This is a genomic window from Pseudomonas sp. P106(2024) (genome assembly GCF_057480815.1).
Map to the genome: position 1 here is coordinate 123,025 of NZ_JBLIYU010000008.1, position 15,286 is coordinate 138,310.

General features: G+C 64.4%; 12 protein-coding genes. 4 read left to right on the plus strand and 8 right to left on the minus strand.

The genetic code is table 11. The features are described 5' to 3' along the window. Positions 1 to 2 precede the first annotated feature (2 nt). The 3 genes from cobN (at position 3) to AC25M7_RS15370 (ending at position 5,433) form a co-directional block, all read left to right on the plus strand. Positions 3 to 3,764 (plus strand): cobaltochelatase subunit CobN, encoded by a 3,762-nt coding sequence (cobN, locus tag AC25M7_RS15360; protein WP_069016603.1) that lies wholly within the window; start codon positions 3 to 5, stop codon positions 3,762 to 3,764. 2 nt (positions 3,765 to 3,766) lie between these two features. Further along, positions 3,767 to 4,765, plus strand: a complete 999-nt coding sequence (locus AC25M7_RS15365) for a magnesium chelatase ATPase subunit I (RefSeq protein WP_088853048.1) — start codon at positions 3,767 to 3,769, stop codon at positions 4,763 to 4,765. A 101-nt stretch (positions 4,766 to 4,866) separates the two neighbouring features. Then, the gene (locus AC25M7_RS15370) at positions 4,867 to 5,433 is read left to right on the plus strand and encodes a vWA domain-containing protein (RefSeq protein ID WP_182323987.1); all 567 of its coding nucleotides are present in this window, start codon (positions 4,867 to 4,869) and stop codon (positions 5,431 to 5,433) included. A gap of 103 nt (positions 5,434 to 5,536) precedes the next feature. Here AC25M7_RS15370 and AC25M7_RS15375 read toward each other — a convergent pair whose 3' ends face one another. Continuing rightward, entirely contained in the window at positions 5,537 to 5,803 is a 267-nt protein-coding gene (locus tag AC25M7_RS15375) for a hypothetical protein (protein ID WP_028690802.1), read from the minus strand. Between the two features lie 333 nt (positions 5,804 to 6,136). Between AC25M7_RS15375 and AC25M7_RS15380 the strand changes: the two genes are divergently transcribed. Continuing rightward, positions 6,137 to 7,462 carry a sigma-54 dependent transcriptional regulator gene (locus tag AC25M7_RS15380; protein WP_062574247.1) on the plus strand — a complete coding sequence of 442 codons (1,326 nt, stop codon included), beginning with the start codon at positions 6,137 to 6,139 and terminating at the stop codon, positions 7,460 to 7,462. 6 nt (positions 7,463 to 7,468) lie between these two features. On the opposite strand, the gene AC25M7_RS15385 is transcribed toward AC25M7_RS15380, so the two are convergent. The 7 genes from AC25M7_RS15385 to AC25M7_RS15415 all read right to left on the minus strand — a co-directional run bounded on the left by AC25M7_RS15385 (position 7,469) and on the right by AC25M7_RS15415 (position 15,017). Next, positions 7,469 to 9,664, minus strand: coding sequence for an LTA synthase family protein (locus AC25M7_RS15385; protein WP_486971213.1), 2,196 nt, complete (start codon positions 9,662 to 9,664; stop codon positions 7,469 to 7,471). A gap of 129 nt (positions 9,665 to 9,793) precedes the next feature. After that, positions 9,794 to 11,074: a hypothetical protein gene (locus AC25M7_RS15390; RefSeq protein ID WP_028690805.1), complete on the minus strand. Its 1,281-nt coding sequence runs from the start codon at positions 11,072 to 11,074 to the stop codon at positions 9,794 to 9,796. Between the two features lie 45 nt (positions 11,075 to 11,119). Continuing rightward, the gene (locus AC25M7_RS15395) at positions 11,120 to 11,857 is read right to left on the minus strand and encodes a hypothetical protein (RefSeq protein WP_028690806.1); all 738 of its coding nucleotides are present in this window, start codon (positions 11,855 to 11,857) and stop codon (positions 11,120 to 11,122) included. Positions 11,858 to 11,890: 33 nt separating this feature from the next. Beyond that, the gene (locus AC25M7_RS15400) at positions 11,891 to 12,571 is read right to left on the minus strand and encodes a C39 family peptidase (protein WP_486971214.1); all 681 of its coding nucleotides are present in this window, start codon (positions 12,569 to 12,571) and stop codon (positions 11,891 to 11,893) included. Between the two features lie 62 nt (positions 12,572 to 12,633). Continuing rightward, the gene (locus AC25M7_RS15405; RefSeq protein ID WP_062360314.1) at positions 12,634 to 13,947 is read right to left on the minus strand and encodes a hypothetical protein; all 1,314 of its coding nucleotides are present in this window, start codon (positions 13,945 to 13,947) and stop codon (positions 12,634 to 12,636) included. A gap of 52 nt (positions 13,948 to 13,999) precedes the next feature. Next, on the minus strand, positions 14,000 to 14,572 hold the full coding sequence (locus AC25M7_RS15410) for a hypothetical protein (protein WP_062360313.1): 573 nt from the start codon (positions 14,570 to 14,572) through the stop codon (positions 14,000 to 14,002). Position 14,573: 1 nt separating this feature from the next. After that, positions 14,574 to 15,017, minus strand: coding sequence for a hypothetical protein (locus AC25M7_RS15415; protein ID WP_186595817.1), 444 nt, complete (start codon positions 15,015 to 15,017; stop codon positions 14,574 to 14,576). Between the last annotated feature and the right edge of the window lie 269 nt (positions 15,018 to 15,286).

A 15,286-nucleotide genomic window follows, 5' to 3' on the forward strand; every position in this document is an offset into this window, starting at 1 on the left:
CCATGCACCTGCTGCGGACCCAACCCGGCGGCTTCGTGCCGGACGACAGCATCGCCGACCTCGGCCAGACCCCCGCCGACCTGGTGATCCTCTGCAGCGGTGATTCACACCTGGCGCTGCTCGCCGAAACCGCCGAGCAGCTGCCGGCGCACTTTCCCAGCGTGCGCCTGGCCAACCCGATGCAGGTGCAGAACCATGCCTCGGTCGACGTGTATGTCGACCAGGTGCTGCGCCATGCCAAGGTGATCCTGGTGTCGCTGCATGGCGGCGTCGGCTACTGGCGCTATGGTGTCGAGCAACTGGTCGAACTGGCGGAGCGTGGGGTCGAGCTGATCCTGGTGCCCGGCGACGACCGCCCCGATCCTGAGCTTACCGACCTGGGCACGGTCCGCGGCGAACAGGCCGAGCGCCTCTGGCACTTCCTGCGCCAGGGCGGCAAGGCCAACGCCGTTAACCTGTTCAACTGCCTGGCCAGCCAATGGCTGGGTTGTGATTACCCGTGGGATGAGCCGCAGCCCTTGCCGCGCACGGCGGTCTATCACCCGGCCAAGGCCACGGCGCGCCTGGAGGACTGGTACGCCGAGTGGAATCCGGAGCATCCGGTGGCGCCGTTGCTGTTCTACCGTTCGCACCTGCAGGCGGCCAACACGGCGTTCATCGATGTGTTCTGCCAGCGCCTGCAGGCCTGCGGGCTGAATCCATTGCCCATTGCCGTGGCCAGCCTAAAGGAACGCGCCTGCCTGGACCAGGTCGAGGCCTGGCTCGACGAGGTGCAGGCCGAGGTGGTGATCAACACCACAGGCTTCGCCCTGTCCAGCCCCGAGCAACCCAACCTGCGTCCGCTGCGCCGCGATGTGCCGGTGCTGCAGGCGATCTGCGCCCAGGACAACCAACCTGGCTGGGAGCAGAGCGAGCAGGGCCTGGGCGCCCGCGACCTGGCGATGCACATCGCCTTGCCGGAATTGGACGGGCGTATCATCACCCGGCCGGTGAGTTTCAAGGACCTGGCCTGGCGCAGCGAGCGCAGCCAGTCCGATGTGGTCTGCTACCGGGCCCACCCCGAACGCATGGACTTCGTCGCCGAACTGGCACGGCGCTGGGTGACCCTGGCGCGCCTGGACAACCAGGAAAAGCGCGTGGCCCTGGTGCTGGCCAACTACCCGACCCGCGACGGGCGCATCGGCAATGGCGTCGGCCTGGACACGCCGGGCGCGGCGCTCAATATCCTTGAGGCCCTGCAGGCGCAGGGTTACCCAGTGGCTGGCCTGCCTGAAACCGGCACTGAGCTGATTCACCAGTTGCTCGGCGGGGTCACCAACGACCTCGACCATCTCGACCAGCGCCCCTGCGCCCAGAGCCTGGCCCTGGCCGATTACCAGCGCGCCTTTGCCGCCTTGCCCGAGACCAACCAACGCGCCGTGCTGGAGCGCTGGGGGCCGCCCGAGCAGGACCCGATGTTCCGCAGTGGGCGCATGATGGTTGCCGGCCTGCGCTACGGCCTGACCTTCGTCGGCATCCAGCCGGCGCGGGGCTACCAGGTGGACCACAGCGCCGTATACCACGACCCGGACCTGGTGCCGCCCCATGGCTACCTGGCGTTTCACTTCTGGCTGCGCAACGGCTATGCCGCCGACGCGGTGATTCATGTGGGCAAGCATGGCAACCTGGAATGGCTGCCGGGCAAGGGCGTGGGCCTGTCCGCCGAATGCTGGCCGGATGCCTTGCTCGGCCCGTTGCCCAACATCTACCCATTCATCGTCAACGACCCGGGCGAGGGCGCCCAGGCCAAGCGCCGCACCCAGGCGGTCATCATCGACCACCTGATGCCGCCGTTGACCCGTGCCGAGACCTACGGCCCGCTGCGCCACCTGGAGCAACTGGCCGATGAATACTACGAGGCGCAGTTGCTCGACCCACGTCGTGCCCGCGAGCTGCAACGTGACATCCTCGAACTGGTCAAGACCCACCATATCGACCGCGAACTGCAGCTCGAAGGCCAGATGGAGGACGCGGCGGTCTGGCTGCCGCGGCTGGACACCTACCTGTGCGACCTGAAGGAATCGCAGATCCGCGACGGCCTGCACGTGTTCGGCCAGTCGCCGCAGGGGCGTTTGCGCAGCGATACGCTGCTGGCGTTGCTGCGGGTGGCGCGGGGCGATGGCAGGGGCGGTAACGCCAGCCTGATCCGCGAGCTGGCCAAGGCGTTGGCGCTGGGCTTCGATCCGCTGGATTGCGACCTGGGGCAGGCCTGGGAAGGGCCGCGCCCGGACCTGCTGACGCAACTCGACGCCAGCCTCTGGCGAACCTGTGGCGATACTCGCGAGCGCCTGGAGTTGCTGGCGTTGTCATTGATCGAGCAGGCCCAGATGGGCACGGTGGCGCTGCCGGACGAGGCGCAATGGGAGGCGGTGCGCGCGGTGCTGCGCACGCTCATCGAGCAGGTCGCGCCCGACCTCGATGCCTGCGGCGGCGCCGAGATCGATGGCCTGCTGGCGGCCCTGGCCGGGCGTTTCGTCCCGGCCGGGCCCAGCGGCGCGCCCAGCCGCGGCCGCCTGGACGTGCTGCCCACCGGGCGCAACTTCTATACCGTCGATGTGCGCAACCTGCCCACCGCCACGGCCTGGCGCCTGGGGTTCGCCTCGGCCAACCTGATCCTTGAGCGCCATCTGCAGGATCACGGCGATCACCTGCGTCAGTTGGGCCTGTCGGTGTGGGGCACGGCGACCATGCGCACCGGCGGCGACGATATCGCCCAGGCCATGGCGCTGATGGGCGTGCGCCCGGTGTGGGCCACCGGCAGCCAACGGGTCGATGACTTCGAGATCCTGCCGCTGAGCCTGCTCGACCGGCCGCGGGTGGACGTGACGCTGCGGGTATCGGGCTTTTTCCGCGATGCCTTCGGCAACCTGATCCGCCTGTTCGACGCCGCCGTGCAGGCGGTGGCGGCGCTGGACGAACCGGACGACCAGAATCCACTGGCCGCGCGGGTGCGCGCCGAGCGCCAAGCGCTGCTCAAGGCCGGAGTCGAGGCCGAGCAGGCAGCGCGACAGGCCGGTTGGCGGGTGTTTGGTGCCAAACCTGGCGCTTATGGGGCGGGTGTGCAGAACGCTATCGATGGTCGCCTGTGGCACAGTCGCGACGATCTGGCCGAGGTCTACCTCAACCATGGTGGCTACGCCTACGGCGTCGCTGACGAAGGCACCCCGGCCCGCGCCGCGTTCGTCCAGCGCCTGGCCCAGGTCCAGGCGGTGCTGCAGAACCAGGACAACCACGAGCACGACCTGCTTGACTCCAACGATTACTACCAGTTTCAAGGCGGCATGCTGGCGGCTGCCGAAACCCTGGCCGGCACCTCGCGGGCCAGCTACCACGGCGACCACAGCCAGGCCGACCGGCCCCGGGTGCGCACCCTCAAGGAAGAACTCAACCGGGTGATCCGTGCCCGGGCGCTCAACCCCAAGTGGATCGACGGTGCCAAGCGTCACGGCTATAAAGGCGCGTTCGAGCTGGCGGCCACGGTCGACAACCTGTTCGCCTTCGACGCCACCACCCACCTGATCGACGATCATCATTACCAAGGGCTGGCCGATGCCTATGTGCTCGACCCGACCACCCGCGATTTCATGCGCGAGCACAACCCCGAAGCCCTGCGCGACCTCACCGAACGCCTGCTGGAAGCCCAGCAGCGCGGGTTGTGGCAGGAGCCGGGCGACTATCGTGAAAGCCTCGAGCAGCAGTTGCTCGCCGGCGAGGAAGACAGCTGAACATGAGTGAACCCGTGCAATTCCCCCTGGCCGCCGTGGTTGGCGCCGACGACCTCAAGCTGGCCCTGTGCCTGACCGCCATCGACCCGAAGATCGGCGGCGTGCTGATCGAAGGCCCGCGTGGCATGGCCAAGAGCACCCTGGCCCGGGGCTTGGCCGATCTGCTTGGCGACGGTCCGTTCGTGACCCTGCCGCTGGGAGCCACCGAGGAGCGCCTGGTTGGCACCCTCGACCTGGATGCCGCCCTCGGCCAGGGCCAGGCACGGTTCTCGCCGGGCGTGCTGGCCCATGCTGACGGTGGGGTGTTGTACGTCGATGAAGTCAACCTGTTGCCCGATCCCTTGGTGGACCTGCTGCTGGATGTGGCCGCCAGCGGCACCAACCGCATCGAGCGCGACGGCATTTCCCATCGGCATGCCGCCCGCTTCGTGCTGATCGGCACCATGAACCCGGAGGAGGGCGAGCTGCGTCCGCAGTTGCTCGACCGTTTTGGCCTCAACGTGGCCCTGGAAGGTTTGCCAGCGCCGCAGGCGCGTCAGCAGATCATTCGGCGCCGGCTGGCCTTCGACAGCGATCCGCAGGCGTTCTGCGAACTGTGGGCCGAGCAGCAGGCGGCGTTGCGCGAGCGCTGTCGGTCGGCGCGTGAGCGCTTGGCATCGATCGCCCTGGACGACCAGGCCCTGGCCTGGATTACCGAACGCTGCTTCGCCGCTGGCGTGGACGGCCTGCGCGCCGACCTGGTCTGGTTGCGCGCAGCGCGGGCCCATGCCGCCTGGCGGGGTAACGCGGTGATCGAGGAGGTGGATGTGCAGGCGGTTGCCGAGTTTGCCCTGCGTCATCGGCGCCGCACCGAGGCGCCGCCACCCCAGGCCACGTCGGCTGGCGGGCAGGCGAGTGCGCAGGAGGCGCCGGGCGGTCAGGGCGACTGGGGGGCATTGCCTGCCCAGCCGGTGGCCACGGGGGCTCGGCGCGAGGTGCCGAACTGGGCAAAAAAGCCCTGAGCATCCGCTCGCGCCATGATCGGGTGGCGGATGCCAGGCCTCGCGTCGGCCATTTGACGGGGTCTTCCCGGGGCCGCCCGCGCACCAGCGATAGCGGACGTATCGCCTGGTTGGCGACTTTGCTCAAGGGCCGGCCACGCCAGCGCCGCGACCTGTGTTGGCAGCAGCGCCAAGCCCTGGCGCCGGAATTGTGGCTGGTGATCGTCGATGCCTCGGCGTCGACCCGGCGCAATCAGGCACTGGCCCAGGCCAAGGGGCTGCTGGCCGGGTTGTTCGATGAGGCCTACCGTCAGCGTGCACGGCTGGCCTTGCTGACAGCCAGTGGCAACCGACCGCAATGGCAACGCCATGGCCTGAAAGCCTCGGCGGCGTTACAGCCCTGGTTGCAGGCGCTGGGGGCGGGCGGTGGTACACCGTTGCCGGCGGCACTGGAGGAGGCACGTCAGTGGTTGTTGGCCCGGCGCAAGCGCTTTCCCCATGAAACCCAGCGCTGCCTGGTGTTGACTGATGGCCGCCTGCAACAGGGTGCGGCGTTGCAACCGCTACCTTGCAGCACATTGCTGGTGGATATGGAAACAGCGGCGGTGCGCATTGGCCGGGCACGCCAACTTGCCGAACAACTGCAGGCCGACTATCGGCATATCGAGCAGTTCGCGGTGATCAAATAAGGATGTAACTGCGACAGGATGTCGCAATTGACCAAGTTATCCCCGAATGTGGGGAAACTTGCACAAGTGCGTGGTGGCCACGCACTTGCAGTACCGTGCTCTTTTACTTCGGCATCGACCAGGGTTGCAGGTCGTAACCTTTGCCGGACAGTTCGGCGCGCACTTCCTCGATCAGGCTGGCCCATTGCGCGGGGTCGGAATAGACGCGCGAGGACACTTGCTTGCTGCCGATACGGGTGCTGGTCCGGTCGATCACTGCCAGGCTCAGTTCACCAGTACCGTTAGGGGCATCCCAGGCTACGCACTGGAAGGGTTCGAAGGCGTGGTCGGCGATCAGCAGTGCTTCGTTGACACGGAGCGGGGCGTTCATGGTTCGGTCTCTCTCATGGTCCCAAACAGCGAAATAAAGTGCCGCGGTGTTATTCCACAAAAGTGTACAGCGCGGGGTTATTCGTACTGATGCTCCAGGTCAGGGTTCAAGTCACATGACCGTTGAAAATTTTTTAAATCGGCGATGTTTCCCTACCTGTCCATCGCGCCTATGACGGTAATCGAGTTGGAAAATTCCCGGCGTGGCATGCGCAGTTCTTACCGGGCTGACCAACGGTAGTGGGGAGCGTCAAGTTCATTGCTACTGTTAATTCGGGCGTCGCAACTGACTGTTTATAGTTAAAAAACCAAAATCTGGCGCCAAGGAAAGGTCATGCCCGATACCGCATCCCTGCGCCGCTTGCTGATCGTCGACCCCTGCGATGATTGCCACCGCCTCTTGCCGGGCCTGCGCAGCGTCGGCTGGGATGTGCGAAGTTGCACGCTCGAGGCTGCGATGGAGCAGCCCTGCGATGTGGGCCTGGTACGACTGCAAGCCTCGCACCTGCTGCACCCCGAGGCGGTCAAGGACCTGATCAAGCGCAGCAACACCGAATGGATCGCCGTGCTCAGCGCCGAAGAATTGCGCCTGCAGAATGTCGGCGATTTCGTCTGCGAGTGGTTTTTCGATTTCCACACCCTGCCATTCGACGTCTCGCGAGTGCAGGTTACCCTGGGCCGCGCCTTCGGCATGGCGCGGCTGCGCGGCAAGGGCACGGTGCGGGTGGACGAGCCCGAACACGAACTGCTTGGAGAGAGCCGTCCGATCCGTGAGCTGCGCAAGTTGCTGGGCAAGCTGGCGCCGACCGAATCGCCGGTGTTGATCCGGGGTGAAAGCGGCACGGGTAAGGAGTTGGTGGCGCGTACCTTGCATCGACAATCGCAACGGCGCGACAAACCGTTCATCGCCATCAACTGCGGCGCCATCCCCGAGCACCTGATCCAGTCCGAGTTGTTCGGCCATGAAAAAGGCGCGTTCACCGGGGCGCACCAGCGCAAGGTAGGGCGTATCGAGGCGGCCAATGGTGGCACCCTGTTCCTTGATGAGATCGGTGACCTGCCGTTGGAGCTGCAGGCCAATCTCCTGCGATTTCTACAGGAGAAGCACATCGAGCGGGTAGGGGGCAATCAGCCCATCGCGGTGGACGTCAGGGTATTGGCGGCGACGCACGTGGACTTGGAGAAGGCCATTGCGCTGGCACGCTTTCGCGAGGACCTGTACTACCGGCTCAATGTCCTGCAGGTGGTGACCGCGCCGCTACGTGACCGGCATGGCGACCTGTCGATGCTGGCCAGCCATTTTTCCCAGTTCTACAGCGCCGAGACGGGGCGCCGGCCGCGCTCGTTCAGCGAGGGCGCCTTGGCGGCCATGGGGCGCCACGATTGGCCCGGCAATGTTCGTGAGCTGGCCAACCGGGTGCGCCGCGGCCTGGTGCTGGCCGAGGGCCGGCAGATCGAGGCGCAGGACCTGGGCCTGCAGGAGCTGCAGGAGCAGGACCAGCCGCTGGGCACGCTGGAGGACTACAAGCATCGGGCTGAGCGACAGGCGCTGTGCGATGTGCTGAACCGGCACAGCGACAACCTGAGCATCGCGGCCAAGGTGTTGGGCGTTTCCAGGCCAACGTTCTATCGGCTGTTGCACAAGCACCAGATTCGCTAGCTGACCTCAGCTCGACTGGGCAAGATGCCCGTCCGCCAGCTCATCCACCATCTCCGGCTCATCTGGCAGCGCGGTAATCACGCTGAAATCGCTGACTTCCACCTCGCCCCTGCCATACCCCAGCAGATGGAAGGAAAACGCCTTGCGCACGGTTGGGTTGTCGAAGTCGAACGCCATTTCCAACGGTTCATCAGCCGTCACGCGGATCTCTTCGGGCAGCCCGAGCTGCACGTCCTGCTCCAGTTCCTTGGCCTTGAGGCGGATATACGCCGCATGCCGGGGATCCAGCGCCCGCACCTTCAGTCGCACACGGGTACGCGACCCCTCGGGCATCTCCAGGTATTGCGCGCCGATCAGGTTGTCCGCCCAGTCATCCTTGATGCGCTCAGCTAAGGCGATGGGCGAGGGCCCACCGAACTGGTAGCGCAGGTTGAGCGGGGTCTGCAGCAGCGACTGGTCGAGGTTGGCGGCCAGCAGATTGAGTTGCGGCCCTAGGCTGTCGTCGCCACGGCCGAGGAACTTAGCCAGGTCGGCAATGAATCCACTGCTGGCATAGCGCCTGCAACGTTGCTGGAAGTCGCACTCGCTGAAGGTGCCTTGACCGTCGTGGTAGCGCAGCATGCCGTTGGTGTAGGAGATCATCTCGCGGCCGCTGTCGTAATCGCGGTACAGCGAGCGTCCGCCCAGGGCTGCCGGAATCGGCAGGGCGAAATAGTCGAGCAGGGAGGTGCTCAGGTCAATGTGGCCGTAGGTGCCCTGCTTGAGCCTGGGTAGCTGGGCCTGCTCCGGCGCCAGTGTGAGGTTGAAGCCCCAGGCCGAGGCCAGGCGCACGCCATCGATGCCGTGCGACTCGTCCGAGGTGACGATCACCAGGGTGTCTTGCAGCACGCCCTGTTTCTCGAGGCTGTCGAGGAAGCCGCCCAGTGCATCGTCAAGGTAGGCCACTGCGGCCTGCTTGGGCGTATCGAAGCGTTGCAGATAGGCATCAGGCGCCGAGTAGGGCTGGTGAGTGCCGACCGTGAGCAGGGTGAGCATCCAGGGTTGTGGTTGCTTGCGCAGCTCGCCGACATAGTCGAGCGCACCTTCGAAGAAGGCGCGGTCGTCCTTGCCCCAGGGGAATTCCAGGTAGTTGTCGTTGGCGAACCACTCTTGGCCATGCACCGCGTCGAAGCCGATATGCGGCATGATTCGGTCCTTGGCCATGAAGCGCAACCCGGCGCCCTGCAGGTAATGGGTGGCGAAACCAGCCTCGCGCAGTTGGGCCGGCAGGCACGCCTGGTTGCGCTGCTGCTGGGTCAGCAGTTCGACGCCCTTGGGCGTGCCGTTGGCCAGCTTGTCGTAGTCGCCGCAGAGCATCGCATAGAGCCCGCGAATGGTCTGGTGGGTGTGCAGCACATAGTCAGGGGTGTTCATGCCGCGCTCGGCCCACTGGCTGAGCCGCGGCATCAGCTCCTGCTGGAAGCGGCTGCCGAGTGCCTCGCGGTTGGGGCGCAGGTAGGCGCCGGGGATGCCCTCTACGGTGATGATCAGCAGGTTGCGCGCCTTGCCCGGGGCGTCGAGCAGCTTGGCGCCATTGAGGTCGGATTGGGTCAGGCCGGCAGTGGGCAGCGCCGTGACCGCCGGCACATGGCCCAGGCCGCTCAAGGCCTGGTGCTGGAGCTTGCCCACCGCCGCCGACAGCGCCTGGTGGGTGAGACCGTACTGACGCCATTGGTCGGCGTCCGAGGGGGCCAGTTGCTGGCCGCCCCAGTGCAGCCCGAACAACGCCAGGGGCAAGGCCCAGAGTCGCCGTGGCAAGGGTGCGCCGACAGGCGATCGCCCTATGCTCGCCAGCCAGGCGACAAGACCGGCGACCAGCAGGGCGGGCAGCCAGGCATGGGCCAGGGCGCCAGCGGTGGAGTTCTCCATGAACTGCGGGTCGACCAGATAGGTCAGGTCGTCGACCGTGGGCAGCCGGCCGACGGCGCTGACCAGCTCGGCGCAGGCCACCCACAGGCCACCCCAGGTCAACAGCAGCGGCAGGGCCAGCCACCAGGGGCGGCGGTGGACGAGCAGCAACAGTAGGCTGCCGATGGCCAGGTCGGACAGGTAACCGAAGACGTTGGACCAGCCCAGCAGGGCGCGCGCGGTCAGCGGAATCACCAGCACCAGGATTGCCAGCGTGGCAAGGCGGGCGCGAGGGTGACCGAGCAGGTTGTTCACGAAACTTTCCTTATTGCCATTAAATCGTCACAAAACTGTGCGCGATGATAACAGGCCGATGCCGGGAAAGTTGGACGCTACAAAACCGGTAACCAAATCCCGGGCCCTGGATCGGGCCCGGTTGGTGGCTCAGAAGTAGTAGGGGAATTTCAGGCTGAACGAAAAGTCCGGTGCATCCTCGGTCAGTCCGATGGACAGGTTGGGGACGATGGTCAGGTTGTCGGTGGCGGCGAAGGTCAGGCCGACGTTGAAGTTGGCGGCGTTGTAGTCGCTGTTGGTGATCGACTGCCAGTCGCCGCCATCGGGCTTGATCTTGCTCTTGCGGGCAAACTGGTCGGTGACCGAGAACGACATGCTCATCCGTTCGTTCAGGGCAAAGGCGATACCGCCGCCGATCTGCCAGGAGTCACCCAGTTTCACGTCACCTTTGACCTTGCTGTTGACCTGGGGGCTGATGTCGCTGAACGAATCCTGCATGTTGTAGGTGTAGGACAGGCTGGCGAACAGCACGGCCGGGTCGAAGGTCTTGACCAGCGAGATACCCGGCGTGATCGCCCAGACGCCGTTGCCGGTCGGCAGGCTCTCGGGCACCGACAGGTTGTTGTTGGTGGGGTCTTCGACCAGCTTGATGCCATAGGGGTCCTTGCCGGTAGGGGCTTTGACCCGCAGGGTGACGACTGCGTCGGGCAGGTTCTCCGACTCGTCGAGGAACTTGTAGGCCACGCCAACGTTGACGTCGCCGATGGTCGGGTCGCGGGTGACCGTTGCATCGGAGGTGACCGGCCCGGCACCACCGGCGCCGCCGGAGGAATAGGTCGATTCGCGATAAACGATGGGTACGTTAATATCGAACTGCCAGCGTTGATCCATGTTGTAGCGGGCGGTCAGGTCCAGGGTCCAGTTGTCCGCCTTGATCCGGTCGAGGTTGATGTTGCCGAGGAAGATCGAGTCGAGGGCGAGGAAACCATTGAGCGTCAGCGCACGGGTATCGTAGTGCGTGTAGGTAATCCCGGTCTCGACGCTGAACTTGCCGCCACCGAAGAATCCACTGGCCTCGTCATACAGGTTGGAAACGCTTTGCGCAGGTTCCGAATCATCCTTGAGCGACTGGCCGTAGGAGCTGCCACTGCTCCCCGGAGCACCGGAAGCCACGGTCTGCGCGCCTTTGGCCGGTGTCGAGGGTGACTTGGTCAGTCGCTTGGGCGGGGGTGCCGCCGGGGTTTCCTCGACTTGACGGACGCGCTGCTCAAGCACCATCAAGGCATTCTGCTGGGCTTCGTAACGTTGTTTCAGCTCGCGCAGTTCTTGCTTCAGTGCCTCGACCTGAGGGTCCGGAGCTGCGTAAAGCATTGTCGCAGGGGCCAATGTACTCAAACAAACTACAGCTCTGAACGTCAACGATCGTTGCATGGGTTAGCCGTCCCTTCTGACTACAAAGATGAGACTCAGCGTAGATCAGTATCCGAGTGCGCGAAGACCTTTGAGCTGGTCAAGATTGCCGTTCAGCGCGGCGGCGGGCACATGGTCGCGCAGCACGACGTTCAGCGAGGTGAGGTTGCTGACCTGGTTGCCGCTGCCGAGCAGCGTGGCGTTTTGCATCAAGCCGCCTTGGGCGATCTGCTGCAGGGTGCTGCCCTGGTTGTTGTTGGCCACCACGTTCAGCTGCACGCCCGTTCCGCTCGCAGAGACGCTCAGGGAGCCGGCAGCGTTGCTGCCGACCAGTGTGGAACCGGCGGCAAGCAGTTGGCCTTGCTGCGGCGTTTCGGGCACCTGGTTGGCCTTGGTGACGCTGATGTCGACGTTGTTGTTGGCCGTGTTGTTGTCCCCGGCCGCGCGCACGACCTGAGTTACGCCGACGGTGGTGTTCAGGCCTGCGCCACCGGTAATGGTGCCGGTGCCCTTGGCGCTGGACGAGCCGGTGCCTTTCTCGTCGATCATGGACACATAGAACTGCGGCTTGATGGTCGACTGTTGCACCTGCATCGAGGTCCTGGCGCCGATGACATCGCCGTTGGCGTTCTGCCAAGTGCTGGTCATCACCACGCCGAAGCTGATGATGCGCCCTGGCAACACATAGCGACCGCGCAGGTTCGCCAACTCCTGATCCTTCAGTTCAATGGGCTTGAACGTCTCTGCCTGGATGGGCAAGGCGGTGGCCAGGCAGATCAGGGTAAGCCAGGCTGCAGTCTTCATGGGATGCTCCCGACGCGTTGCGCTCGATTATCGTTAGAAGAAGTCGCTGCGAATGAAGCCGAAGTCCATCAGTTCGGCGTCCTTGACCGGGGTGAAGGAATTGATGCGATCCTTGGCGCTCAGTGGCAGGGGCGGGTCGAGCAAGGCATTGGTCTTGTCGTAGCCCTGGCCGATCACGGCGAAGATGATGCCGTTCCAGCCCTTGAGGAAGTCTTCGACCTTGTAGCGTTTGTGGCCGAGCACCGGGTCGCCGATGTAGACCCAGCCCTTGTCGACCCGTTGCAGGACCACGAAGTGCTTGTAGCCACGGATGTCCATCAGCACCACCACGGGGATGCGCACGCTGCTCAGGGTGTCGGCGGCGACCCGGTAGCCGCGGGCTCGCATGCCGAGGCTTTCCACGTAGCGTTTCATGTCGAGCATCGAGAAACCCTGGACCTTGACCAGGTCCTGGTCGGCGTGGGCCAGCATGCCCTCGATGATCGTGTGTTCGTCCACGTCCAGCCAGTAGGCCTGGCGCAGGATGGTTGCCAGCGCCGCGGCGCCGCAACTGAAATCGGTCTTCTGTTGCACCAGGTCGGCGAACTTGCGCTCGCGAATGCTCTGGATGGGCTTGTAGATCACCGCGCCCCCCGGCAAAACCGAAAGCGGCATCTGCGCCGCTTCGCTGTAACTGGCCATGCACAGCAAAAACGCCAAGGCGATCATACGCATGGTCGTGCCCCCCGATCCTGTTGAGGAAAGGCCCCCCGAAGGGGGCCTCAAGGTCACAGCTGTCAGAACGAGGTGTTGGAGATGGCCAGCGAGTTGCTTTGCTGGTTGCCCACACCGGCTGCCACGTTCACGCCGAGGTTGCCGCTGCCGCCATTCACCGAGCCACTCAGGGTGGCGGTGTTGGTCACAGGGTTGGCCCAGCCGGTAGGCGTCAGCACCTGGAAGGACACGGTGTTGCTCAGGTCGTACGAGCTGGATTCGCTGTAGCTCTTCGAGCCGGATTTGGACGATTCGTTGGAGGCGCTGCCCGACTTCTCATAAGAGGAGTCGTAGGCTTTCTCGAACGCAGAGTCGCGGGCTTTTTCGTACGAGGAGCTGGAAGACTTCTCGTGCGACTTGTCATACGACGCGTCGATCGAAGCGCTCAGCGAAGCATCGAACGAGTCGGTGCGGCTGCGTTCGTGGCGACCGAAGTCCTGGGTATGGGTCACGCTGCCATTGGCCGAGGCATCCAGCGAAGCGTTCAGAGAACCGCTTGCCGAAGAGCTCGATTCATGGCTGCGCGAACCACTGGCGCTGGAGCTGTTGGAACCACTGGCATTCCAGCTGTTCGAACCTGCAGCATCCCAGCTCGACGAGGCGCTGCTGTCCTTGCTGTAGCTGGAGTCCTTGTCGTACGAGGCGCTGCCGCTTCTGGTGGTGGTCAAGGTCAGCGTATCGACCCGATAGGTGCGGTCGGCGCTGTTGTTCACGACCAGGCCTGGGCCGTTCTGGTCGGCGGAGGCTGTAGCGGTGGCGTTACCCAGTGGCGCATTGGAGTTGGCAATGGCCATGGTGTTTTTCTGCTGGTTCAGGTCGCCACCGGCAATGTTGATGCCCATGTTGCCGCTGCCGTTGTTGCCCGAGCCGCTCATGACGCCGGAGTTGGTGACACCGTAGTTGTTGACCTTGTTGTTGTTGCTGTACTGACGCACGTCGGCGGTGGCCGAGGCGGAGCCGAACACGAAGCTGTTGTCCAGGCTCGAGTCGGCACCGGCATTGGCGATGGCGGCGGCGTTGTCCTGCTGGTTGCCGGCGCCGGCTGCCACGTTGACACCGACGTTGCCGCTGGTGCCGGAAGCCGAGCTGCTCATTTCGGCTTCGTTCACGGTGCCTTCATTGTTGATGCGGTTGTTGGTGCTGCTTTGCTTGTCCCAGGCATTGGCGGTGGCATACACCGGGATCTTGGTAGGAGGAGGGGTGTGATGACCGTTGTTGTGGCCGTGGCCATTATTGTGTCCATGGCCACGCGGATCATTCTGCCCAGCTTGTACAGCCACAGCCATGATCGCAGCAATTGCGAAAACCAGAGGCTTGAGTGCCATCGAGGGTTTCATGGTGGTTCTCCGTACTTTATTTTAGGTTAAGTGTTGTTGTTACCTGTTTGGGTCAATCCGCGACCCGGATGCTCAGGGTGTTGGCCGTTCGGTTTCCCACCCCTGCACTCTGATTCAACTGCACCACGCCACGGCTACCGGTGAATGCCTGGTCGCTGGTGCTGACCTGGCGATGGCCGGGAGTCTGGGCAGTTGGATCCGAGCTGTTGACCAGCGCCACGTTCTGTTGCAGAAGGACGCTGTCGTCGATGCTTTGCGGTTGGGCACTGACGCTGATGCGCAGTGCGTTGGCTTGCTGGTTGCTGGCGCCGGCGCTCTGGTTGACACCGAGGATGCCATTGCCGTGACTGAACGCCGTGCCCTGAATGCTGGACTGCGCATCCAGCGCAGGGTCGACGTGAGTGCGCAGGCGCTGACGGATCTGTGTGCTGGCGTTGGCATCGTGGCCAATGGCGATGGCCCGTGCATTGACCTGCTGTTGCTGGTCGCCGGCCGCCTGGTTGACGCCCAGGTTGCCTTGGTATTGCGCGCCGGAACTGTCGATAGTGGCGGTGTTGGTCACGGGGGATTGGGCGAAGGCCGAAGCACTGCACAGCGTGGCCAGAATCAGCAGCGAATGCCTCATGTCATTGGCCTCCGCCGAGCACTTTCAGCGCGCCCAGGCCTTGCTGGACGTTCGAATTGACCATGTTGGCGATACCGTTGCCGCCCGAGCCCGAGCCACGTCCGCCGGCGATGTTGGGCAACTGGGTCTGGTTGCCGATGTTGGCGCCGATGGTATTGGTCTGCTGGGTGATCAGCGAGTTGATCCCTGCACCGCTGGTGATGCCGGCGAAGTCGCCATCGCTCAGCTCACTGGTCTGCCTGAGAATGTGCGCGGACGGGTTAGTGTTGACGGTGACTGGATTCGGGTCGGGGATCATGGGCGCGCGGATCGCACTGCGGGTCTGCACCTCGCGAGTGATGACGACGATGCCGTTGTCTGCCTGGGCGGGCAGGCTGAAGCTGGATCCCAAAGCGCAGCCAAGCAGCAGGAGGTGACAGATCTTGCCTTTTTCTGGTTTCCCCACGATGGCAATTCCTTCTTCGGCGTTTGGGCCAGGGGCCGCGTTGCCAGAAGAAGAGCAGAAGCTGTGCCGGTTTTGGTTATTGCTTAAGAATCAGGATCTTGGGTGGGAAGTGCTGGTGCGTCAGAGAATTGTTGTATCAGGGCTGAGACAGATCTCGGGTGAGGAGAGGGTCAAACCCTGCAATACTGGGCTTCGAGGGGAATTCGCCGCAGGTGTATCAACGGTGTGACACTGCCCCCGAAACGGTGGGATTACGCGCAAATCCGGGG

Bases quoted from the DNA above. Each gene is read 5' to 3' on its own strand.
- AC25M7_RS15390 (WP_028690805.1), bottom strand. From the start codon at position 11,074: ATGCAACGATCGTTGACGTTCAGAGCTGTAGTTTGTTTGAGTACATTG.
- AC25M7_RS15400 (WP_486971214.1), bottom strand. From the start codon at position 12,571: ATGCGTATGATCGCCTTGGCGTTTTTGCTGTGCATGGCCAGTTACAGC.
- AC25M7_RS15380 (WP_062574247.1), top strand. From the start codon at position 6,137: ATGCCCGATACCGCATCCCTGCGCCGCTTGCTGATCGTCGACCCCTGC.
- AC25M7_RS15375 (WP_028690802.1), bottom strand. From the start codon at position 5,803: ATGAACGCCCCGCTCCGTGTCAACGAAGCACTGCTGATCGCCGACCAC.
- AC25M7_RS15365 (WP_088853048.1), top strand. From the start codon at position 3,767: ATGAGTGAACCCGTGCAATTCCCCCTGGCCGCCGTGGTTGGCGCCGAC.
- cobN (WP_069016603.1), top strand. From the start codon at position 3: ATGCACCTGCTGCGGACCCAACCCGGCGGCTTCGTGCCGGACGACAGC.
- AC25M7_RS15395 (WP_028690806.1), bottom strand. From the start codon at position 11,857: ATGAAGACTGCAGCCTGGCTTACCCTGATCTGCCTGGCCACCGCCTTG.
- AC25M7_RS15405 (WP_062360314.1), bottom strand. From the start codon at position 13,947: ATGAAACCCTCGATGGCACTCAAGCCTCTGGTTTTCGCAATTGCTGCG.
- AC25M7_RS15410 (WP_062360313.1), bottom strand. From the start codon at position 14,572: ATGAGGCATTCGCTGCTGATTCTGGCCACGCTGTGCAGTGCTTCGGCC.